The sequence below is a fragment of the Streptomyces sp. AC627_RSS907 genome (genome assembly GCF_019049165.1).
Genome location: NZ_JAGMUE010000042.1, coordinates 53,390 through 76,305, shown reverse-complemented (window position 1 = coordinate 76,305; position 22,916 = coordinate 53,390). Strand labels below are relative to the sequence as shown.

The following is a 22,916-nucleotide window of genomic DNA, read 5'->3' as shown; positions in this document are numbered from 1 at the left end:
CACCGCACGTTCCGAACGCCCGTCCCTGTCCCGGGGCGGGCGTTCGGTTCGTCCACCGGCCCACCCGAGGGGAAGCCATGCCCGAGTTGCCCGAGGTCGAGGTCGTACGGCGCGGCCTGGAACGCTGGGTCGCCCACCGGACCGTCGCCGACGCCCAGGTGCTTCACCCCCGCGCGGTACGCCGGCACATCGCCGGCCCCGACGACTTCGCCCGCCGCCTCGAGGGCCACCGCATCGGCACGCCCAGCCGCCGCGGCAAGTACCTGTGGCTGCCGCTGGAGGACACCGGCCAGGCGGTCCTGGCGCACCTCGGAATGAGCGGCCAGCTCCTGGTCCAGCCGCACGAGGCACCGGCGGAGAAGCACCTGCGCGTCCGCGTCCGCTTCGCCGACACCCTGGCGACGGAACTCCGCTTCGTCGACCAGCGCACCTTCGGCGGCCTGTCGCTGCACGGCACCACGTCCGACGGCCTGCCCGACGTCATCGCGCACATCGCCCGCGACCCGCTGGACCCGCTCTTCGACGACGAGGCGTTCCACCTCGCGCTGCGCCGCAAGCGCACCACGATCAAACGGGCCCTGCTCGACCAGTCCCTGATCAGCGGCGTCGGCAACATCTACGCGGACGAGGCCCTGTGGCGCTCCCGCCTGCACTACGAACGCCCCACGGCGACCTTCACCCGCCCCCGCACCGCGGAACTCCTCGGCCATGTCCGGGACGTCATGAACGCGGCCCTCGCCGTCGGCGGCACCAGCTTCGACAGCCTCTACGTCAACGTCAACGGTGAGTCCGGCTACTTCGACCGGTCGCTGGACGCGTACGGCCGTGAGGGCCTGCCCTGCCGCCGGTGTGCCACGCCGATGCGCCGTCGGCCGTGGATGAACCGCTCCAGCTACTTCTGCCCGAAGTGCCAGCGCACGCCTCGTCTGCCCTAGAGCTGCCGGGCCTCTCGGGCGTCGTAGCGCTCACGTGACGCCAGTACCTCGTCCATCCGCTCCTCCACGCACTGGATGAGGGCGATCAGCCGTCCGGCGACCTCGCGTCCCAGCGCGGTGAGTTCGTAGTCCACGCGGGGCGGGTTGGTGAGCTGGGCCTCCCGGTGCACCAGGCCGTCGCGCTCCAGGGCGTGCAGGGTCTGGGACAGCATCTTCTCGCTGACGCCGTCGACACGGCGACGCAGTTCGTTGAACCGGAAGGAACCCTCGTACAGGGCGCCGAGTGTCAGCGCGCCCCAGCGCCCGGTGACGTGCTCCAGGGTGCCGCGCGAGGGACAGGCCCTGGAGAACACGTCGTACGGAAGCTCCTGCTCCTCCGTACGCTCCTGCGTGGTCGACATGCGTCCAGCGTACGGGAGCACAGTGCTGCCCTGCGGATCGCGCTGCGCACCGGACAGTGCCCGGCGGCACAGGGGGTGCCCTCCTGATCCTCCGACGGAGCGGGTTCACGTCAGGTCACCGGGCGGGGAACGGTGCCGGGGGGCGCCAGGGGGTGACGTGCCCGGCGAGGCGCTGACTGGTTAGGTTGCACTCATGAGCGATGAGGTACGGCTGGTCGCCTGGGTGCGCGGACAGGTCCAGGGCGTGGGTTTCCGCTGGTTCACGCGGGCCAGGGCGCTGGAACTCGGGGACATGAGCGGTTTTGCCCTCAACCTGGCCGACGGGCGCGTCCAGGTCGTCGCGGAGGGGCCGCGCGAGCGGTGCGAGGGGCTGCTCGACTGGCTGCGCGGTGACGACACGCCCGGGCGCGTGGACGGTGTCACCGAGATTTGGGACACACCGCGCGGTGGCTACGACGGCTTCGCGATCCGCTGACGCGGGGCGACGTCCCGGTCCGCCGGCCTCCAGCGGGCCCGCCTCCGGAAGGGGGCGCGAAGCGAAAACGGGCAGGTGGTTGCCAAGAACGCCGTGCCGTGGCAGGCTCCGCACGCACATTGATCGCCACGCCCCGAGGGGCCCGCAGGAGTCGCAGCGTCGCCGTTCCGAGGCCGTATGCCCCCGGGTGCCCGCCGATACGGGGCGTGATCGTGTTGACCGTCAAACTTTTTGGTGAGACGCTGAAAGCCCCGCGCACCTTAGCTGTTTGGCATGGTTGAACGGCAGAAAAAACTCCATAGTGCCAAGCACCGCGGGTGCGAATCCCTCACGACCCACACCGCTTCGGTCGGTCACTCATTGTGGAGGACCATCCATCATGGCAAAGGCGCTTCTCGGTTACGTCGGCGGCTCCGACCCGCGACTCCTCGCCGAGATGCGACGGCTCCAGCAGCGCGTCCAGGACCTGGAATCCGAGCTCGGACGGATCCAGGCGGAGAACGACGCGCTGGCGGCTGCCGCTTCTCACGACAGGATCATGGAGAGCATGGAGAGCGTTGACGCACACCAGGCGGAGCCTGCGCTCACCTGATCACTGCATCGCTCCACGACGGCACGTCAGTGGTCGGGCCCGCCCGTACAACCGCTCAGGTGTCAGAGTCTGCAAGGGACGCTTCGGCGTCCCTTCTTTCTGTGCCGCCCCCGTCGCGTCTTCCCCGTCTGCTCCGCCCCGTCCGCCGCCCGTCTCCGGGACCGCCCGCCCTTCCCTCCCCGGCGCATCCGGACACCCTCCTCAACGTCTGATGTGCCCTGCGCGTTCACCGGCGAAACCGCGGTGGTTCACCCGTTCATGGAGTGAGACACCGGCGAAAGGTAGAGTCCCGGGGCGTGCACCTGAAGGCCCTGACCCTGCGCGGGTTCAAGTCGTTCGCCTCGGCGACCACGCTCCGGTTCGAGCCGGGCATCACCTGCGTCGTCGGTCCGAACGGTTCGGGCAAGTCCAATGTCGTGGACGCCCTCAGCTGGGTCATGGGTGAACAGGGCGCCAAGTCGCTGCGCGGCGGCAAGATGGAGGACGTCATCTTCGCCGGCACCACCGGTCGCCCACCACTCGGCCGGGCCGAGGTGTCGCTGACCATCGACAACTCCGACGGGGCCCTGCCGATCGAGTACGCCGAGGTCACCATCACGCGGATCATGTTCCGCAACGGCGGCAGCGAGTACCAGATCAACGGCGACACCTGCCGCCTCCTCGACATCCAGGAACTGCTGTCCGACTCCGGCATCGGCCGCGAGATGCACGTCATCGTCGGCCAGGGCCAGCTCGACTCCGTGCTGCACGCCGACCCGACGGGGCGCCGCGCCTTCATCGAGGAGGCCGCCGGTGTCCTCAAGCACCGCAAGCGCAAGGAGAAGGCGCTCCGGAAACTGGACGCGATGCAGGCCAACCTCGCGCGCGTGCAGGACCTCACCGACGAGCTGCGGCGCCAGCTCAAGCCCCTGGGCCGCCAGGCGGCGGTCGCCAGGAGGGCCGCCGTCATCCAGGCCGACCTGCGGGACGCCCGCCTCAGACTCCTCGCCGACGACCTCGTACGACTGCGCGAGGCGCTCCGGGCGGAGATCGCCGACGAGGCCGCGCTCAAGGAGCGCAAGGAAGCCGCCGAACACGAGCTGGGCAAGGCGATGCGACGCGAGGCGGACCTGGAGGACGAGGTGCGCCGGCTCACCCCGCGCCTCCAGCGCGCCCAGCAGACCTGGTACGAGCTGTCCCAGCTCGCCGAGCGGGTGCGCGGCACCATCTCGCTGGCCGACGCACGGGTGAAGAGCGCCACCTCCGCGCCCCCCGAGGAGCGGCGTGGCCGCGACCCGGAGGAGCTGGAGCGCGAGGCCGCCCGGGTCCGCGAGCAGGAGGCCGAACTCGAGGCGGCCCTGGAAGCGGCCGAGCGCGCGCTGGAGGACACGGTCGCCCACCGCGCCGATCTCGAACGTGAGCTGGCCCTGGAGGAGCGCCGTCTCAAGGACGCCGCGCGCGCCATCGCCGACCGCCGAGAGGGGCTGGCCCGGCTGAGCGGCCAGGTCGGCGCCGCGCGTTCCCGGGCAGCCTCCGCCCAGGCGGAGATCGAGCGGCTGGCCGCCGCCCGGGACGAGGCGCGGGAGCGGGCCGCCGCCGCCCAGGAGGAGTACGAGACGCTCCAGGCCGAGGTCGACGGACTCGACGCGGGCGACCAGGAACTCGCCGAGCGGCACGAGGACGCCAAGCGCCGGCTGGCCGAGGCGGAGGCCGCCCAGAGCGCCGCCCGCGAAGCGGCCACCGCGGCGGAGCGCGAGCGCGCGGCGACGCAGGCCCGCCACGACGCCCTCGCCCTGGGCCTGCGCCGCAAGGACGGCACCGGCGCCCTGCTCGCGGCGCAGGACGGGCTCACCGGTCTGCTCGGACCGGCCGCCGAACTGCTCACCGTGACGCCCGGCCACGAGGTCCCGCTCGCCGCCGCGTTCGGTGCCGCCGCCGACGCCCTCGCCGTGCGCTCCCCGTCGGCCGCCGCCGACGCCATCCGCCTGCTGCGCAAGCAGGACGCCGGCCGCGCCGCCCTGCTGCTCGCCGGCGCCCCGGACGACGTACCGCACGAGCCGCGGAGTGACGGGCTCCCGTACGCCGCCGATCTCGTCCGCGGACCCGCCGACCTGATGCCCGCCGTACGGCGCCTGCTGCGCGGGTTCGTCGTCGTCGGCACCCTGGAGGACGCCGAGGACCTCGTCCACGCCCACCCCGAACTGACCGCCGTCACCGCCGAGGGTGACCTGCTGGGCGCCCACTTCGCGCAGGGCGGGTCCGCCGGGGCGCCCAGTCTCCTGGAGGTGCAGGCTTCCGTGGACCAGGCCGCCGCCGAGCTGGAGGCGCTGGGCGTGCGGTGCGAGGAGCTGGCGGAGGCGCAGGGCGCGGCGGTCGAGCGGCGCCGGGAGTGCGCCGCGCTGGTCGAGGAGCTGGGGGAGCGGCGCCGGGCCGCCGACCGGGAGAAGTCGGCCGTCGCCCAGCAGCTGGGCCGGCTCGCGGGACAGGCGCGGGGCGCGGCCGGGGAGGCCGAGCGGTCCGCCGCCGCGGCGGCCCGGGCGCAGGAGGCGCTGGACAAGGCGCTCATGGACGTCGAGGAGTTGGCCGAACGGCTCGCGGTCGCCGAGGAGAGCGCCTCCGAGGAAGGAGGGGCGGAGGAGCTCGACACCGCCGCCCGCGACCGGCTCGCCGCCGACGGCGCCAACGCCCGGCAGACCGAGATGGAGGCCCGTCTCCAGGTCCGTACCCATGAGGAGCGGGTCAAGGGACTCGCCGGGCGGGCCGACTCCCTGGACCGGGCCGCCCGCGCGGAACGTGAGGCACGCGCGCGGGCCGAGCAGCGGCGGGCCAGGCTGCGGCACGAGGCGGCCGTCGCCGAGGCCGTCGCCTCCGGGGCCCGGCAGCTGCTCGCCCACGTCGAGGTCTCCCTGGTCCGCGCCGACGAGGAGCGCACCGCCGCCGAGGCGGCCAAGGCCCGGTGCGAACAGGAGCTGACCGCCGCGCGCACCGCCGGGCGCGACCTCAAGGCGGAGCTCGACAAGTTGACGGATTCAGTCCACCGGGGCGAGGTACTCGGCGCCGAGAAGCGGCTGCGCATCGAGCAGCTGGAGACCAAGGCGCTGGAGGAACTCGGTGTGGAACCGGCGGGACTCGCGGCCGAGTACGGGCCCCATCAGCAGGTGCCGCCCTCGCCCCCCGCCGAGGGCGAGCGGCTACCGGACGACCCCGAGCACCCGCGCAACCTTCCCCGGCCCTTCGTACGGGCCGAGCAGGAGAAGCGCCTGAAGGCCGCCGAGCGCGCCTACCAGCAGCTCGGCAAGGTGAACCCGCTGGCCCTGGAGGAGTTCGCGGCGCTGGAGGAACGGCACCAGTTCCTCAGCGAGCAGCTCGAGGACCTGAGGAAGACCCGCGCCGACCTGCTCCAGGTGGTCAAGGAGGTCGACGAACGCGTCGAGCAGGTCTTCACCGAGGCCTTCCGGGACACGGCCCGGGAGTTCGAAGGCGTGTTCAGCAGGCTGTTCCCCGGCGGTGAGGGGCGTCTCGTACTGACCGATCCCGACAACATGCTGACCACGGGAGTGGACGTCGAGGCCCGGCCGCCGGGCAAGAAGGTCAAGCGGCTCTCGCTGCTCTCGGGCGGGGAGCGCTCGCTGACCGCCGTGGCGCTGCTCGTGTCGATCTTCAAGGCGCGGCCCAGCCCGTTCTACGTCATGGACGAGGTCGAGGCGGCGCTCGACGACACCAACCTGCAGCGGCTCATCCGGATCATGCAGGAGCTGCAGGAGGCCTCGCAGCTCATCGTGATCACGCACCAGAAACGCACGATGGAGGTCGCCGACGCACTCTACGGCGTGTCCATGCAGGGCGACGGCGTGTCGAAGGTCATCAGCCAGCGGCTGCGCTAGTTCCAGGTCGCGAAGAGCGGGTATCCGCTCGGCAGACACCGAGGCGACTTCAATTCTTGAACGCAATGATCGCGCTTCGCGTCTGATAACTCACAGCTCTGGACCTATTGACTTCGAAACTTGAAGGCATAGTCTCTGCAACGTTGCTTTTACCTTCAGGTTCCTTCAGTGGTACCTCGAAGGGCGAACCACCCCGGCAGCGTTGCCGGTAGCCCGAGGAGTACACGTGGCCAGCACATCGCAGGCACCCAATTCAGGAGCCAGGACGGCTCACCCCGATCATCTCGGGCACGTCATCTTCATCGCGGCCGCGGCCGCGATGGGCGGTTTCCTGTTCGGCTACGACAGCTCCGTGATCAACGGTGCCGTCGAGGCCATCCGGGGCCGCTACGACATCGGCTCCGCGATGCTGGCCCAGGTCATCGCCATCGCGCTGATCGGCTGCGCCATCGGTGCCGCGACCGCCGGCCGCATCGCCGACCGCATCGGCCGCATCCGCTGCATGCAGATCGCGGCGGTGCTCTTCATCGTCAGCGCCATCGGCTCCGCCCTGCCCTTCGCCCTGTGGGACCTCGCCATGTGGCGCATCGTGGGTGGCTTCGCCATCGGCATGGCCTCGGTGATCGGCCCCGCCTACATCGCCGAGGTCTCCCCGCCCGCCTACCGCGGCCGGCTCGGCTCCTTCCAGCAGGCCGCGATCGTCGTCGGCATCGCCGTGTCGCAGCTGGTCAACTGGGGCCTGCTGAACGCCGCCGGCGGCGACCAGCGCGGTGAGCTGATGGGCCTGGAGGCCTGGCAGGTCATGCTCGGCGTCATGGTCGTGCCGGCCGTCCTCTACGGCCTGCTGTCCTTCGCCATCCCCGAGTCCCCGCGCTTCCTGATCTCCGTCGGCAAGCACGAGCGCGCCCGGCAGATCCTCGAAGAGGTCGAGGGCAAGGACGTGGACCTCGACGCCCGCGTCGCCGAGATCGAGCACGCGATGCACCGCGAGGAGAAGTCCTCGTTCAAGGACCTGCTCGGCGGCGGCTTCTTCTTCAAGCCGATCGTCTGGATCGGTATCGGCCTGTCGGCCTTCCAGCAGCTGGTCGGCATCAACGTCGCGTTCTACTACTCCTCGACGCTGTGGCAGTCGGTCGGCGTCGACCCGACGAAGTCCTTCTTCTACTCGTTCACGACGTCGATCATCAACATCGTCGGCACCGTGATCGCGATGATCTTCGTGGACCGCATCGGCCGCAAGCCGCTCGCCATCATCGGGTCGGTCGGCATGGTGATCGGCCTGGCGCTGGAGGCCTGGGCGTTCTCCTTCGACCTGGTCGACGGGAAGCTCCCGGTCACGCAGGGCTGGGTCGCGCTGATCGCCGCCCACGTGTTCGTGCTCTTCTTCGCCCTGTCCTGGGGTGTGGTCGTCTGGGTCTTCCTCGGCGAGATGTTCCCGAACCGGATCCGCGCCGCCGCCCTGGGTGTGGCCGCGTCCGCGCAGTGGATCGCCAACTGGGCCATCACCGCGAGCTTCCCGTCGCTGGCCGACTGGAACCTCTCCGGCACCTACGTGATCTACACGATCTTCGCCGCGCTCTCCATCCCCTTCGTCCTGAAGTTCGTGAAGGAGACCAAGGGCAAGGCCCTGGAGGAGATGGGCTGACCGCCCGCCCCGAACCCGGGGGGAAGGGCCAAGTCCCCGCTGCCCTCTCCCCGTACTGTCCGCCGCCCCCGTCCGGTCCCGTCCGGACGGGGGCGGCGGTGTCGTGTCCACGACCTGGCGGAGCCGCCGAGGCTCCGCCGGTTGCGGGTCGGCGCGCTCACCGGGCGCGGCTCGGCCGTTGCCGGGTCGGCTGCGGGTGGGCCGTGAGCGGGGGCGCGTAGCAGGCCCGGCGGGTCAGGACGACCGGGGGCCGGTCCACCGGCCCCCGGTGGACCGGCCCGGCCGGCCCCGCCGGCCCGCGGCGGGAGTCTCCGCGACTTCCCGAGACCCGCCGGTCGCGGTGGCATGGGCGGCTACGGCCCGCCCCGTCCCGCCCACGCGAGCCGTCCACCGGCAAGCTCTGGCGCCGGGCCGGCGCCCTCGGCCCCTCACGTACCGGGCTCGGAAGGCCACGGCGCACTTCTGGCGGCGGAGCCGCCCCGGCGTCGGCGTCCCAGCCCCGACACCGTCGACCCGCCGGCCCGCGCGCACTTCACGCCGGCTGCGTCCCCCTCGCGTGTCGGGCTCCGGACGCGCCGACGCCCCCTCCACCGGGCAGCGGCGAAGGGGGCGTGGGTCGGCTTCGGCGGCCTGGGTCAGACGGTCACGGGCTCGGGCTGCTCGGCCCGCCCCGCGGACACCGACGGGACGACCACCGCCGGCTTCGGCAGCACGGCGTACAGCAGTGCCGAGATGATGATCGTCGCGACCCACCCGAGGCCGTACTCGCCGATGACGTTGTTCGCCGCGAGCGGGCCCGTGAACCAGTCGGAGGTGGTGAACATCAGGCCCGCGGCCAGGCCCACCGCCCAGGCGGCGACGGCGGCGGGGGAGAAGCCGCCCCGGTACCAGTAGGCGCTGGTGCGGCCGGTGTCGGCCAGGGCCTCGCCGTCGTACTCCCTGCGGCGCAGCATGTCGGCGCCGAAGACGCCGACCCAGGCGGAGAAGGCGACCGCGAGCAGCGACAGGAAGGCGATGAAGGACCCCATGAAGCTGGTCGCCACCAGCATCAGCACACCGCCGAAGACCAGCGAGATCACGGCGTTTACCGAGACCGCCCAGTGGCGCGGGACCTTGAAGCCCAGGGTCTGCGCGGTGAAGCCGGCCGAGTACATCGACATGGAGTTGATCAGCAGCATGCCGATCAGGGCGATCAGCAGGTACGGCACCGCGATCCAGGTCGGCAGAATCTCGCCGAGGAAGGAGACGGGGTCGGCGGCCGAGGCCAGGTCGGGCGTGGAGACGGCCATGACCATACCCATCACGACCATGGGCAGGACGACGATGCCGGCACCGCCGATCGTCACGCCCACGATCCCCTTCGAGGAGGCCGTGCGCGGCAGGTACCGGGTGAAGTCGGGGGCGGACGGGATCCAGCTGACGCCGCCCGCCGCGATCAGGCCCACGCCTGTGATCATCGCGGCCACCGAACCGGCGGACCGGTCGAACACCGCGGACCAGTCGGTGTCCACGACCAGGTAGCCGAGGACCAGCACCGAGAAGACGCCGAAGAGGTACGCCGCGTACTTGTTGCACTTCTGCACGGCGTTGATGCCGAGCCCGGAGATCGCGAAGGTCGCGACGACGAAGGCCAGCAGCGTCACCATGTCCAGCACGCTGTTGGCCCGTATGCCGAAGACGATGTCCAGCACGGTGAGCAGGGCGTAGGCGCCGGTCACCGCGTTGATCGTCTCCCAGCCCCAGCGGGCGACCCAGATCAGCGAACCGGGCAGCAGATTGCCCCGCTGCCCGAAGACGGCCCGGGACAGCGCCATGCCGGGCGCGCCCCCTCGCTTGCCGGCGATGCCGATCAGCCCGACCAGCCCGTACGACACGACCGGCGCCGCGCCCGCGACGACGAGTGCCTGCCAGAAGTTGAGCCGGTACGCCACGACGAGGCTCGCGCCCATCGTGAGCAGCAGCACGCTGATGTTGGCGCCGACCCAGGTCGGGAAAAGCTCGCGGGTCCGGGCGGTGCGCTCGTGGTCGGGCACCTGCTCGATGCCACGGGTTTCCAGGGCGCCTTCGGTCTCGGCGGTCTTGCTCATGTGGGGGGTCCGTGCCTCGATCGTGGGAGAAGAGGGGGCGGTCGGGACTCTACGCGCGTTGACGTGGCCTCCTCCATCGTACTTTGATCCGACTCCTTCCTTCCAGTGGCCTTTGTCCTTTGGAGGATGCGACAAGGAGGGTGTCCCGGGGGCCCATGGCTGATACTGGAGCCGTTATGGAAATCGTCATCCTTGCTGTAGTCATCGCCGTGGTTGTGATCGGCGCGCTCGGCGGGCTGGTCGTGGGCAGTCGCCGCAAGAAGCAGCTGCCTCCGCCGCCCCCCGCCACGCCCGACATCACCGCCCCTCCGGCCGAGCCGCACGTCGGCGAAGAGGCCGAGAAGCCGCGCGACGAACCGCGCCGGACGATAGAGGAGGTCGACCTCCCGGACGGCGGCACCGCTCCCGCCACCGTCGAGGAGCCGCCCGTCGTCGAAGAGCTCGAGATCCCGCAGGTCGAGGTCCCCGAGCCCACCGCCGGCCGACTGGTCCGGCTCCGTGCCCGCCTCTCCCGTTCGCAGAACGCCCTCGGCAAGGGTCTGCTCACCCTGCTCTCCCGGGAGCACCTCGACGACGACACCTGGGAGGAGATCGAGGACACGCTGCTCACCGCCGACGTCGGCGTGCAGCCCACCCAGGAACTGGTCGAACGGCTGCGCGAGCGCGTGAAGGTGCTCGGCACCCGTACACCCGAGGAACTGCGCGCCCTGCTGCGCGAGGAGCTGATCACCCTGGTCGGCCCCGATATGGACCGCGAGGTCAAGACCGAGCCCGCCACGAGCAAGCCCGGCATCGTGATGGTGGTCGGGGTCAACGGCACCGGCAAGACCACCACGACCGGCAAGCTCGCCCGGGTGCTGGTGGCGGACGGCCGCAGCGTCGTCCTCGGCGCCGCCGACACCTTCCGCGCCGCCGCCGCCGACCAGCTCCAGACCTGGGGCGAGCGGGTCGGTGCCCACACCGTGCGCGGCCCGGAGGGAGGCGACCCCGCCTCGGTGGCCTTCGACGCGGTCAAGGAGGGCAAGGAGCTCGGATCGGACGTCGTGCTCATCGACACCGCCGGACGTCTGCACACCAAGACCGGCCTCATGGACGAGCTCGGCAAGGTCAAGCGCGTGGTGGAGAAGCAGGCCCCGCTGGACGAGGTGCTGCTCGTGCTCGACGCCACCACCGGCCAGAACGGCCTGGTCCAGGCCCGCGTCTTCGCCGAGGTGGTCAACATCACCGGCATCGTCCTCACCAAGCTGGACGGCACGGCCAAGGGCGGCATCGTCGTCGCCGTGCAGCGCGAGCTGGGTGTGCCGGTCAAGCTGATCGGGCTCGGCGAGGGCGCGGACGACCTGGCGCCGTTCGAGCCGGAGGCGTTCGTGGATGCCCTTATCGGCGACTGACACCGCCGGCCGGCGTCCGGTGCATGCGCCGGGAGCCGCGCGCCGCGCCACGAAGCGCCCGCCCCCCACCATCGGGGGACGGGCGCTTCGCCGTCCGGGCGGACGCGGCCGGGGGACTACCCTCGCGACCGGTGGGCCACGTACGCCAGCGTGCCCAGCAGCAGCCGTGCCGCCGGTGGCCTGGCGGCCGAGTCGAGGGCCGGGGGGCGCAGCCAGCGCACCGGGCCCAGCCCGCCCCGGTCGGAGGGCGGCGCCGTGACGTGCGTACCCGGGCCGAGGCCGCGCAGGTCGAGGGCGGACGGGTCGTCCCAGCCCATCCGGTAGAGCAGCCGGGGCAGCTCGGTGGCGGCGCCCGGAGCGACGAAGAACTGGGCGCGGCCCTGCGGGGTCGCCGTGACCGGGCCGATGGGGAGGCCCATGCGTTCCATCCGGGCCAGCGCCCGCAGCCCCACGGGCTCGGTCACCTCGATCACGTCGAATCTCCGCCCGACCGGCAGCATCAGCGCGGCCCCCGGGAACCGGGCCCAGGCCGCGTTCGCCTCGTCCAGCGTCGCACCGGCGGGCACCGGGGGCGCGAACTCCAGCGGATGCGCGCCCGGTGCCGGGCAGTCGGACAGGCCGCACGAGCAGGTGCCCGCGGCGGCCCGGGCGCCCGGCACCACGTCCCAGCCCCACAGTCCGGTGAACTCGGCCACGACGGTGCACTCCGACGCGCGGCCGCGGCGGCGTGCGCCGGACCGGATGTCGCGCGTGCCCCGACCACTGCCGATGCCGATCGTGAAGCCCATGCCCCCTCCAACGGGTCCGACGCGGCGGCGGTTACGCAGCGGGCGCGAAACGTGACTCTCTGCTTCCAGATCCCCAGTGCGGCGCGGTTCACACGGCGTCCGGAAGCGCGCCGGGTGGTGCGCCCGACCACGCACGCCCCGGTGTGCACCGCTGCGCCGACTCGTGATCGGCCTATGTCAAGTGAATCGTGTGCAGGTCACTGGGAGTTCATTCGAAGGGGTGGCGAATGGTGGCGATTGCGCAATCGCCATGGCTGGACGGGTGACCGTAGGATTACTTTGTGTGCATGGCGCCGTGGGGCACATGCACGTGTGGGTATGCCGGAGGCAACTCGGCCTCCCGTTCGGAGGATGACAACCGCCGGACGGAGGGCCGTGATGACCGGCGTTCTGATAGGGCTTGGCGCACTCGGCGGCAGGTGGTCTCAGGGATGGGGGCGTTCCAGTGAGCGGCAACGGCGGAAGCGGTACGAGCGCGGGAAGCGCGTCGCACGCTGACAAGCGCCCCAACGAGCTGCTCACCTCGTGGTTCACCCGCAGCGGCTGGTCCAAGGGCGAGCTGGCCCGCCAGGTCAACCGCCGGGCCCGCCGGCTGGGCGCCAACCACATCTCCACCGACACCTCGCGCGTCCGCCGCTGGCTCGACGGCGAGAACCCGCGCGAGCCGATCCCGCGGATCCTGTCCGAGCTGTTCTCCGAGCGCTTCGGCGTCGTCGTCTCCGTCGAGGACCTCGGGCTGCGCACCACCCGCCCGGCACCCTCCACGACGGGCGTCGACCTTCCCTGGACGGGCCCGCAGACCGTGGCCCTGCTCAGCGAGTTCTCGCGCAGCGACCTGATGCTGGCGCGGCGCGGCTTCCTCGGGAGCTCGCTGGCCCTCTCCGCGGGCCCGTCCCTCATCGAGCCCATGCAGCGGTGGCTCGTCCCCTCGCCCCCGGCCGCCGCCTCGTCCGCGCGCGAGGCGACGGCCGGCTCACGCGCGCGCGGCCGCCTGTCCAAGCCGGAGCTGGACCTGCTGGAGTCCACCGCCGTGATGTTCCGCCGCTGGGACGCCCAGTGCGGCGGCGGGCTGCGCCGCAAGGCGGTGGTCGGCCAGCTGCACGAGGTGACCGACCTGCTCCAGGAGCCCCAGGCCGAGGACACCCGGTCCAAGCTGTTCACCGTCGCCGCCGAGCTCGCCGAACTGGCCGGCTGGATGTCGTACGACGTGGGTCTCCAGCCGACCGCGCAGAAGTACTTCGTCCTCGCCCTGCACGCCGCCAAGGAGGCGGGCGACCGGCCGCTCGGCTCGTACATCCTCTCCAGCATGAGCCGGCAGATGATCCACCTCGGCCGGCCCGACGACGCCCTGGAGCTGATCCACCTCGCGCAGTACGGCAGCCGGGACTGCGCGAGCCCCCGCACCCAGTCGATGCTGTATGCGATGGAGGCCCGCGCCTACGCCAACATGGGCCAGCCCGGCCGCTGCAAGCGGGCCGTGCGCATGGCCGAGGACACCTTCGCCGAGGCCGAGGAGTGGGACGAGCCCGACCCCGACTGGATCCGCTTCTTCTCCGAGGCAGAGCTGTACGGGGAGAACAGCCACTCCTTCCGCGACCTCGCCTACGTGGCCGGCCGCAGCCCCGCCTACGCCTCCCTGGCCGAGCCCCTGATGCGCCGGGCGGTGGAGCTGTTCGCCGAGGACGACGAACACCAACGGTCGTACGCGCTGAACCTGATCGGCATGGCCACCGTGCACCTGCTCCGCCGCGAACCCGAGCAGGGCGCCGTCCTGGCCGCCGAGGCCATGGGGCTCGCCAAGAAGGTCCGCTCCGAACGCGTCAACACCCGCATCCGCAAGACCGTCGACACGGCCGTACGCGATTTCGGCGGCATCGGCGCGGTCGTCGACCTCACCGAGCGCCTCGCCGTCGAGCTGCCGGAGACCGCCGAGGCGGTCTGAACCCCCACCAGCCCCGGCCGCGGCCGGCCCTCCCGAACCGCCCGACTCGGCTCCCCCATGCCAGGTCATCCGGAGGCCGCCGCGGCCGGTTCGCCTTGTGCGCCTGAGCCGGCGCCGCTCTCGTGGAGCTGATCGCTCGACGTGGGGGTTGCGCACGTGGTGGTCACGGGGGATGGCTGTGCCAGGACGACGACCGAGCAGACCCGCACCCGGCAGTTCACCGATGCGTAACACGCACGGTGCCTTCGTCACGGCGGTGAAACAGCGAGGGGCGCCCACCGAAACCGCGCTGCGCCAATCTCGTGGCGCATAACCGGCCCACCCCTCATACCGCTCAGGCTTCGCCCGCACGGGGCCGTACCAACGACGAGGAGACGCCGATGGCTCCAGCCATCACGCTCGCCGCAGAGACGGAGCTCTCTGCCGCCAACACGGGCTTCATGCTCATCTGCTCCGCCCTGGTGATGCTCATGACCCCCGGCCTGGCCTTCTTCTACGGAGGCATGGTCCGCGTCAAGAGCACCCTGAACATGCTGATGATGAGCTTCATCAGCCTCGGCATCGTCACCGTCCTGTGGGTGCTGTACGGCTTCTCCATGGCGTTCGGCACGGACTCCGGCAGCGTCATCGGCTGGAACTCGGACTGGGTCGGGCTCAGCGACATCGGCCTGACCGAGCTGTGGGACGGCTACACCATCCCCGTCTTCGTGTTCCTGGTCTTCCAGCTGATGTTCGCCGTCCTCACGCCCGCCCTGATCAGCGGCGCGCTCGCGGACCGCGTGAAGTTCACGGCCTGGGCGCTGTTCGTCGCCCTGTGGGCCACGATCGTCTACTTCCCGGTCGCGCACTGGGTGTGGGGCGCCGGTGGCTGGGCCTTCGAGCTGGGCGTGATCGACTTCGCGGGTGGTACCGCCGTGCACATCAACGCGGGCGCCGCGGCGCTCGGTGTGATCCTGGTCATCGGCAAGCGGGTCGGCTTCAAGAAGGACCCGATGCGCCCGCACAGCCTGCCGCTGGTCATGCTCGGCGCCGGTCTGCTGTGGTTCGGCTGGTTCGGTTTCAACGCCGGGTCGTGGCTCGGCAACGACGACGGCGTCGGCGCGCTGATGTTCGTCAACACGCAGGTCGCCACGGGTGCGGCCATCCTCGGCTGGCTCGCCTACGAGAAGATCCGGCACGGCGCCTTCACCACGCTGGGCGCGGCCTCCGGTGCCGTCTCCGGCCTGGTCGCCATCACCCCGGCGGGCGGCGCGGTCTCCCCGCTCGGCGCCATCGCCATCGGCATCATCGCCGGCGTGCTCTGCGCGATGGCCGTCGGCCTGAAGTACAAGTTCGGCTACGACGACTCCCTCGACGTCGTCGGCGTCCACCTCGTCGGCGGCATCCTCGGCTCCCTGCTCGTCGGCTTCTTCGCCACCGGCAAGGGCCAGTCCGACGTCGAGGGCCTCTTCTACGGCGGCGGACCGGACCAGTTCTGGAAGCAGTGCGCCGGCGTCTTCGGCGTCCTCGCCTACTCGCTCGTCGTCTCCGCGGTCCTCGCCTTCCTGTTGGACAGGACGATCGGCATGCGGGTATCGGAGGACGACGAGGTGGCGGGCATCGACCAGGCCGAGCACGCCGAGACCGCATACGACTTCAGCGGCGCCGGTGGCGGTGCCGCCCGGACGACCGCCGTACCGGCCGCCCCCGCGGTCGCGCGGGCCGAGAGCAAGAAGGTGGACGCATGAAGCTCATCACCGCCGTCGTCAAGCCGCACCGGCTCGACGAGATCAAGGAGGCCCTCCAGGCCTTCGGAGTCCACGGCCTCACCGTCACCGAGGCCAGCGGCTACGGCCGTCAGCGCGGCCACACCGAGGTCTACCGCGGCGCCGAGTACACCGTCGACCTGGTGCCCAAGATCCGCATCGAGGTGCTGGTCGAGGACGACGACGCCGAGCAGGTGATCGAGGTCGTGGTCAAGGCGGCCCGCACCGGCAAGATCGGCGACGGCAAGGTCTGGTCGGTCCCGGTCGACACGGCCGTACGAGTCCGCACCGGCGAGCGCGGCCCCGACGCGCTCTGAGGCGGCTCTGGGCAGCTCTGGGTCATCTCTGACGCATCTCCGAGGCAGCGCTGAGGCAGAAGGACGGAACGGGAGTCGCCGGTGACGAGTACGGACGTGACACGAGAAGCAGAGGACTCGGGACCCGGCGGCTACGCGGCGGCCCGGCTGCGCCTCCTCACCGAGGGGGCGCGGTCCGGGCCGCCGCGCCGTACGGCCCTCTCCGCACTGACGGACGACTGGCTGGCCGGCCTGTTCGAGGCGGGAGGCGAGGCGCCGCAGGGCGTGTCACTGGTCGCCGTCGGCGGCTACGGACGCGGAGAGCTGTCCCCGCGCAGCGACCTGGACCTGCTCCTGCTGCACGACGGCAGCGACGGCAAGGCGGTCGCCGCCCTCGCCGACCGCCTCTGGTACCCCGTCTGGGACCTCGGCATCGCCCTCGACCACTCCGTACGCACGCCCGCGGAGGCCCGGAAGACGGCGGGTGAGGATCTGAAGGTCCAGCTCGGCCTCCTGGACGCCCGCCATCTCGCCGGCGACCTCCAGCTGACCGCCGGACTGCGCACCGCGATCCTCGCAGACTGGCGCAACCAGGCCCCAAAACGCCTCCCCGCACTGCGGGACCTGTGCGCCGAGCGCGCCGAACGCCAGGGGGAGCTGCAGTACCTGCTGGAACCCGACCTCAAGGAGGCCCGGGGCGGCCTGCGCGACGCCACCGTCCTGCGCGCCGTCGCGGCCTCCTGGCTGGCCGACGCCCCGCGCGAGGGCCTCGCCGACGCCCGTCGCCGCCTGCTCGACGTGCGCGACGTGCTCCACCTGGCGACGGGCCGGGCGACCGACCGACTGGCCCTGCAGGAGCAGGACCAGGTGGCGGCCGAGCTGGGCCTGCTGGACGCCGACACGCTGCTGCGGCAGGTGTACGAGGCGGCCCGCGTCATCTCGTACGCCGGTGACGTCACCTGGCGCGAGGTGGGGCGCGTCCTGCGTTCGCGCTCCGTGCGGCCGAGGCTGCGCGCCATGCTGGGGGGCGGCAGGCCGGCCCCCGAGCGCTCCCCCCTCGCCGAGGGCGTCGTCGAGCAGGACGGCGAGGTGGTGCTCGCCCGCACCGCACGCCCCGAACGTGACTTCGTGCTCCCGCTGCGCGCCGCGGCCGCCGCCGCGCAGGCCGGGCTCCCGCTCTCCCCGCACGCCGTACGGCACCTGGCCACCGCGCGCCCGCTGCCGGCGCCCTGGCCCGCGGAGGCGCGCGAGCAACTGGTGACCCTGCTGGGCTCGGGACGGCCCACGGTGCACGTCTGGGAGGCGCTGGAGGCCGAGGGCCTGATCACCCGGCTCCTTCCCGACTGGGAACGGGTCCGCTGCCGCCCGCAGCGCAACGCCGTGCACCTGTGGACCGTCGACCGGCACCTCATCGAGACCGCCGTCCGCGCCTCCGGGTTCACCCGCCGCGTCCACCGGCCCGACCTCCTCCTGGTCGCCGCGCTGCTGCACGACATCGGCAAGGGCTGGCCCGGGGACCACTCCGTGGCCGGTGAGACCATCGCCCGGGACGTCGCCGCCCGCATCGGTTTCGACCGGGCGGACGCGACCGTCCTCGCCACCCTCGTACGCCATCACCTGCTGCTCGTCGAGACCGCCACCCGGCGCGACCTGGACGACCCGGCCACCGTGCGGGCGGTCGCCGAGGCGGTGGGCACGGAGAGCACCCTGGAACTGCTGCACGCCCTGACCGAGGCGGACGCGCTGGCCACCGGGCCGGCCGCCTGGTCGTCCTGGCGCGGCTCACTCGTCGCCGACCTGGTGAAACGCGTCTCGGCGGTGCTGGCGGGGGATCCGCTGGACGAGCCCGAGACCGCCGCGCCCACCGCGGAACAGGAAAGGCTCGCCATCGAGGCGTTCCGCACGGGCGGCCCGGTCCTGGCACTGCGCGCCCAGACCGAGCCGTCGGCAGCCCCGGAGACGGCCGGCGAGCCGGAACCGCTCGGGGTGGAACTGCTGGTCGCCGTGCCCGACCAGCCGGGTGTGCTCCCCGCGGTCGCCGGAGTCCTGGCCATGCACCGGCTGACCGTCCGGACCGCCGAGCTGCGGACCCTCCCGCTGCCGGACGGCGTCGAGGGAACCGTGCTGCTGCTGGACTGGCGGGTCGCCGCCGAGTACGGCTCCCTGCCCCAGGCCGCCCGGCTGCGGGCCGACCTGGTCAGGGCCCTGGACGGCAGCCTGGACATCGCCGGCCGCCTCGCCGAGCGGGACGCCGCGTATCCCCGGCGCCGGGGTGTGCTCCCGCCACCGCCCCGCGTGACGGTGGCCCCGGCGGCGTCCCGCCACGCCACGGTGATCGAGGTGCGGGCGCAGGACGCGCCGGGGCTGCTGTTCCGCATCGGGCGGGCGCTGGAGCGGGCGGGGGTGCGGGTGCGGAGTGCGCACGTGTCGACGCTGGGGGCGAACGCGGTGGACGCGTTCTACGTGACGCGGGGCGGGGGTGCGCCGCTGCCGGGGGAGGAGGCGGTGTCGGTGGCCCGGGGGCTGGAGGAGTCGCTGGGGGCGTGACCACATGGCCGCGTCGTGCGTCCACCGGATGTGCTCCCCGCCCACGCGGGGCGTCCCGTCCCCGTCCGCTCTCCGCAGCGGGCGGGGACGATTTGCTTGCCGGGCCGGATACCCTGGAGGGCGACCTACACCAACGCCGACGCGAGGACCTACGCCGCCGTGTTCGATACTCTCTCCGACCGCCTGTCAGCCACCTTCAAATCCCTCCGGGGCAAAGGGCGGCTGTCCGAGGCGGACATCGACGCCACGGCCCGCGAGATCCGCATCGCGCTCCTCGAGGCCGACGTGGCCTTGCCCGTCGTGCGCGCGTTCATCAAGAAGGTCAAGGAACGCTCCCTGGGCGCCGAGGTCTCCAAGGCGCTGAATCCCGCCCAGCAGGTCCTCAAGATCGTCAACGAGGAACTGGTCGGCATCCTCGGCGGCGAGACCCGACGCCTGCGCTTCGCCAAGCAGCCGCCCACCGTGATCATGCTGGCCGGTCTGCAGGGTGCCGGTAAGACCACCCTCGCGGGCAAGCTGGGCCGCTGGCTCAAGGAGCAGGGCCACTCGCCGCTGCTGGTGGCCTGTGACCTCCAGCGCCCCAACGCCGTCAACCAGCTCAGCGTCGTCGCCCAGCGCGCCGGCGTCGCGGTCTACGCGCCCGAGCCGGGCAACGGCGTGGGCGACCCGGTCAAGGTCGCCAAGGACTCCATCGAGTTCGCCAAGGCCAAGGTCCACGACCTGGTCATCGTCGACACCGCCGGCCGCCTCGGCATCGACCAGGAGCTGATGCAGCAGGCCGCGGACATCCGCGACGCCGTCAGCCCCGACGAGATCCTGTTCGTCGTCGACGCGATGATCGGTCAGGACGCGGTCAACACCGCCGAGGCCTTCCGCGACGGCGTCGGCTTCGACGGCGTGGTGCTCTCCAAGCTCGACGGCGACGCCCGCGGTGGTGCGGCCCTGTCGATCGCCTCGGTGACCGGCAAGCCGATCATGTTCGCGTCGAACGGCGAGAAGCTCGAGGACTTCGACGCCTTCCACCCGGACCGGATGGCCTCCCGCATCCTCGACATGGGTGACCTGCTCACCCTGATCGAGCAGGCGGAGAAGACGTTCAGCCAGGAAGAGGCCGAGAAGATGGCCTCCAAGCTGGCGTCCAAGAAGGGCCAGGACTTCACCCTGGACGACTTCCTGGCCCAGATGGAGCAGGTCAGGAAGATGGGCAGCATCAGCAAGCTGCTCGGCATGCTGCCCGGCATGGGCCAGATGAAGGACCAGATCAACAACCTCGACGAGCGCGACGTCGACCGCACGGCCGCCATCATCAAGTCGATGACCCCGGCCGAGCGCCAGGAACCGACGATCATCAACGGTTCGCGCCGCGCCCGCATCGCCAAGGGTTCCGGTGTCGAGGTCAGTGCCGTGAAGAACCTGGTCGAGCGGTTCTTCGAGGCCCGCAAGATGATGTCCCGCATGGCTCAGGGCGGTGGCATGCCGGGTATGCCGGGCATCCCGGGCATGGGCGGCGGACCCGGTCGGCAGAAGAAGCAGCAGAAGAAGGCCAAGGGCAAGCAGCGCTCGGGCAACCCGATGAAGCGCAAGCAGCAGGAGCAGGAGGAGGCCGCCCGCCGCGCGGCCGCCGCGCAGGCCGGAGGCGCCCTCGGACTCCCGCAGCAGGGCGGCCAGGACTTTGAGCTCCCGGAGGAGTTCAAGAAGTTCATGGGCTGACGCCCTCGTTCGCATGGCCCGGGGGGCGCGGTTCCGACCGCGCCCCCCGGGCCGTACGCCGACGGCCTCGGCGTCGTTCAGCCGTCGTTCCTCAGGCCTGCGAAGACCGGGTGGCGTCGCGCCCCTCGGAGCCGCGGCGAGGGCCGGTCCGCTCCCGGGCGTGTACGCGAGGCGCGCGACCGCCGGCACCGTGCGGTCGAGTGGTACGGCACCACGGACTGTTCAGAACCGGGTCGTCACGGAACGCGGGCGATCAGGTACCGGAACACGTTCGGCATCCAGACCGTCCCGTCCGCCCGCTGGTGCGGGTGCAGGGCCTCCGCCAGCTCCTTGTCGACCTGTTCCTGATCGGTCGCGGCGACAGCCGCGTCGAACAGTCCGGTGGACAGCAGGCCGCGCACCGCGCTGTCGGCGTCCGCGTACCCGAAGGGGCACGCCACCCGGCCCGAGCCGTCCGGCCTGAGCCCGGCTCGCTGGGCGACCTCCTCCAGGTCGTCGCGCAGGGCCGGGCGCCAACACCCCGCGCCGCGCGTCGGGTCCGCGAGTTTGGCGGCCACCCGCAGCACCGACGTCGTCGCGCACCGCTCCGGCGGTCCCCAGCCGGCCAGCACCACGGCCGCCCCGCGACCGGCGAGCGGCGTCGCCTGGGCGAGCAGGTCACCCAGTCCCTCCGCGTCGCCGGCGAGGCACCCGATGGGCTCGAAGGCGGTCACCAGGGTGAACGCCGACCGTGACGGGTCCCGCGCGTCCCCGGGCGAGCCCTCGACGATCCGGGCGTCCTCACACGCGCGCGTGCTCCGCCCGGGCGCCTCGGGCAGCAGCCGCCCCCGCGCGAGGGCGAGGTGGTCCGGGGAGCGGGAGTCGACGCCGGTCACCGCGGCACCGCGCGTGGCGGCCAACAGCAGGGCCAGCCCGGAACCGCAGCCCAGCCCCAGCATCCGTGTGCCGCCGCCCACGTCCAGGCGCTCGTAGACGGCCTCGTAGAGCGGTACGAGCATGCGCTCCTGTATCTCGGACCAGTCACGCGCGCGTGCACGCAGGTCCACGCGAGGGCTCGCCCCGGCGTGAGATGAGTGCTGCCGCACGAGCGTAGGTGTCATAGGAAAGCGCCCCAATCGCCGAGTGTTGCCGCCGTGCCCGATTCCATGGCCCCCGTGCAGTGCGCTCGCACTCCCCCCGTATGTCAGGTAACTCCGGGCTCGCCGTGTCGTCCAGTGGTAGGGGGACCCGGTTTGCTCGGTCCCGGCTCCCCTGGCGAGATTTCACTTCCCGGCAATGTGGCTTGGCCGCGCGGTACCCCCGGTAGTCCCTTGGCGCCCCCTGCACGGCCCCTTTCGGGGATGGCCTGATCGTGCCGTTCGGTGGTGACAGGGGGTGGCGGTGGCGCCGCCCCGGCGCTTCGCGGCGCTTCGCGGCGCTTCAGGCCAAGGTCGGCGGGCCCGGCGGCCGTGCCGCGCGACGGGGAGCGGCAGGGGCGGGGCGGTGCCGGGCGCGGGTGGCGCACGCGGTAACCTCGCGCACAGCGGTGTGCCGGTCGGTGTGCCGGTCGCGGTGTTGACCGACTCGCCCGCCGGAACGTGCCCGGCGAAGGGGGCAGCCGGGTGGCGTCCTTCCGGCGCGACAGCGGCCGAAACGCCCCTTGTGCATCCGCGAGCCCCACAGACCCCGGTGCGTGGACGGGGGCTACGCGTCGGCGCGTACCGTGGACTACGCACCAGCTTGGTACGAGCTGCGAGGCTTCTCCGCAGATCAGCGCACCCGCCCTCGTCGGGACGCATCAGGGGCAACTGACTGGTACGTGCAAATTATTTGGGATGCCCCGGAATAGGAACACAGCGGCACTCCGGCTCGTTGTCATTACGTGAGCACGACACCACCTGTTCTCGCCGCAGAGCTGGCGCAGGCGTGGGCCGACATTCAGCGGCACCACACCGAGCTGCCGGATCTTGCCGCGCCCGAGTCCCTGATCGGAGAGTCGTCGTCCGCCTGCGGGCACGAGCTCTCCTTCGAGCGACTGCTTCACGAGGCAGTCCACGGCATCGCCGCCGCGCGAGGAGTACGCGACACCTCCCGCGCGGGCCGCTACCACAACCGTCGATTCCTCGCGATCGCCGAGGAGATGGGCCTCGACCACCCCGAGGAGCCGCATCCCAGCAGTGGCTTCTCGCTGGTCACGCTCACCCCCGAGGCGAAGCGCCGCTACCGCCCGACGATCGAGCGCCTCCAGCGCGCGCTGAAGGCCCACACCGCCGCGACGGCCACCGACTCGGCCCGCAGTTTCCGCGGCCCGGCCGCCCGCCACGGCTCCTCCGGGGGAGGGGTGCGCGTGAAGGCGGTCTGCGACTGCGGACGCAACGTCCGGGTCGTCCCGTCGGTGCTGGCCCAGGCGCCGATCATGTGCGGCGGCTGCGGCAAGCCGTTCCGGATCCCGGAGGTGGTCGGCGCGGCGGCGAGCTGACGATCCGGCTGCTCGTGGCAGCCGGATCCGGACGGAGTGCC

The 22,916-nt window shown here is 72.1% G+C and carries 16 protein-coding genes; 12 read left to right on the top strand and 4 right to left on the bottom strand.

Features of this window, described 5'->3' with window-relative positions; all coding sequences use genetic code 11:
- Positions 1–77: 77 nt before the first annotated feature.
- On the top strand, positions 78–935 hold the full coding sequence (mutM, locus tag KUM32_RS11535; RefSeq protein ID WP_217141761.1) for a bifunctional DNA-formamidopyrimidine glycosylase/DNA-(apurinic or apyrimidinic site) lyase: 858 nt from the start codon (positions 78–80) through the stop codon (positions 933–935).
- Here mutM and KUM32_RS11530 read toward each other — a convergent pair.
- A complete protein-coding gene (locus KUM32_RS11530; RefSeq protein ID WP_217141760.1) occupies positions 932–1,336 on the bottom strand; it encodes a helix-turn-helix domain-containing protein in 405 nt (134 codons plus the stop codon). The genes mutM and KUM32_RS11530 overlap by 4 nt on opposite strands.
- Before the next feature lie 193 nt (positions 1,337–1,529).
- Between KUM32_RS11530 and KUM32_RS11525 the strand changes: the two genes are divergently transcribed.
- The 4 genes from KUM32_RS11525 to KUM32_RS11510 all read left to right on the top strand — a co-directional run bounded on the left by KUM32_RS11525 (position 1,530) and on the right by KUM32_RS11510 (position 7,911).
- Positions 1,530–1,811 carry an acylphosphatase gene (locus KUM32_RS11525; protein WP_217141759.1) on the top strand — a complete coding sequence of 94 codons (282 nt, stop codon included), beginning with the start codon at positions 1,530–1,532 and terminating at the stop codon, positions 1,809–1,811.
- A 379-nt stretch (positions 1,812–2,190) separates the two neighbouring features.
- Complete coding sequence (locus tag KUM32_RS11520; protein ID WP_003973418.1) at positions 2,191–2,403, top strand: hypothetical protein; 213 nt, start codon at positions 2,191–2,193, stop codon at positions 2,401–2,403.
- 296 nt (positions 2,404–2,699) lie between these two features.
- Positions 2,700–6,266 (top strand): chromosome segregation protein SMC, encoded by a 3,567-nt coding sequence (smc, locus tag KUM32_RS11515; RefSeq protein WP_217141758.1) that lies wholly within the window; start codon positions 2,700–2,702, stop codon positions 6,264–6,266.
- Positions 6,267–6,492: 226 nt separating this feature from the next.
- The gene (locus tag KUM32_RS11510) at positions 6,493–7,911 is read left to right on the top strand and encodes a sugar porter family MFS transporter (protein ID WP_217141757.1); all 1,419 of its coding nucleotides are present in this window, start codon (positions 6,493–6,495) and stop codon (positions 7,909–7,911) included.
- A gap of 635 nt (positions 7,912–8,546) precedes the next feature.
- Here KUM32_RS11510 and KUM32_RS11505 read toward each other — a convergent pair.
- On the bottom strand, positions 8,547–9,998 hold the full coding sequence (locus KUM32_RS11505) for a cytosine permease (protein ID WP_217141756.1): 1,452 nt from the start codon (positions 9,996–9,998) through the stop codon (positions 8,547–8,549).
- Between the two features lie 176 nt (positions 9,999–10,174).
- On the opposite strand from KUM32_RS11505, the gene ftsY reads away from it, so the two are divergent.
- Complete coding sequence (gene ftsY / locus KUM32_RS11500) at positions 10,175–11,389, top strand: signal recognition particle-docking protein FtsY (protein WP_217141755.1); 1,215 nt, start codon at positions 10,175–10,177, stop codon at positions 11,387–11,389.
- A gap of 116 nt (positions 11,390–11,505) precedes the next feature.
- Here ftsY and KUM32_RS11495 read toward each other — a convergent pair whose 3' ends face one another.
- Positions 11,506–12,177: a bifunctional DNA primase/polymerase gene (locus KUM32_RS11495; protein ID WP_217141754.1), complete on the bottom strand. Its 672-nt coding sequence runs from the start codon at positions 12,175–12,177 to the stop codon at positions 11,506–11,508.
- Positions 12,178–12,622: 445 nt separating this feature from the next.
- On the opposite strand from KUM32_RS11495, the gene KUM32_RS11490 reads away from it, so the two are divergent.
- The 5 genes from KUM32_RS11490 (at position 12,623) to ffh (ending at position 20,417) form a co-directional block, all read left to right on the top strand.
- Positions 12,623–14,119 (top strand): hypothetical protein, encoded by a 1,497-nt coding sequence (locus KUM32_RS11490; RefSeq protein WP_217141753.1) that lies wholly within the window; start codon positions 12,623–12,625, stop codon positions 14,117–14,119.
- A gap of 380 nt (positions 14,120–14,499) precedes the next feature.
- Complete coding sequence (locus KUM32_RS11485) at positions 14,500–15,846, top strand: ammonium transporter (RefSeq protein WP_217141752.1); 1,347 nt, start codon at positions 14,500–14,502, stop codon at positions 15,844–15,846.
- A complete protein-coding gene (locus KUM32_RS11480) occupies positions 15,843–16,181 on the top strand; it encodes a P-II family nitrogen regulator (RefSeq protein ID WP_217141751.1) in 339 nt (112 codons plus the stop codon). The genes KUM32_RS11485 and KUM32_RS11480 overlap by 4 nt, the downstream gene beginning before the upstream one ends.
- A gap of 81 nt (positions 16,182–16,262) precedes the next feature.
- Complete coding sequence (locus KUM32_RS11475; RefSeq protein ID WP_217141750.1) at positions 16,263–18,707, top strand: [protein-PII] uridylyltransferase; 2,445 nt, start codon at positions 16,263–16,265, stop codon at positions 18,705–18,707.
- 159 nt (positions 18,708–18,866) lie between these two features.
- Positions 18,867–20,417: a signal recognition particle protein gene (gene ffh, locus KUM32_RS11470; RefSeq protein ID WP_217141749.1), complete on the top strand. Its 1,551-nt coding sequence runs from the start codon at positions 18,867–18,869 to the stop codon at positions 20,415–20,417.
- 236 nt (positions 20,418–20,653) lie between these two features.
- Here ffh and KUM32_RS11465 read toward each other — a convergent pair whose 3' ends face one another.
- Positions 20,654–21,517 (bottom strand): class I SAM-dependent methyltransferase, encoded by an 864-nt coding sequence (locus KUM32_RS11465; protein WP_217141748.1) that lies wholly within the window; start codon positions 21,515–21,517, stop codon positions 20,654–20,656.
- 761 nt (positions 21,518–22,278) lie between these two features.
- Between KUM32_RS11465 and KUM32_RS11460 the strand changes: the two genes are divergently transcribed.
- Entirely contained in the window at positions 22,279–22,875 is a 597-nt protein-coding gene (locus KUM32_RS11460; protein WP_217141747.1) for a hypothetical protein, read from the top strand.
- Positions 22,876–22,916: the final 41 nt, after the last annotated feature.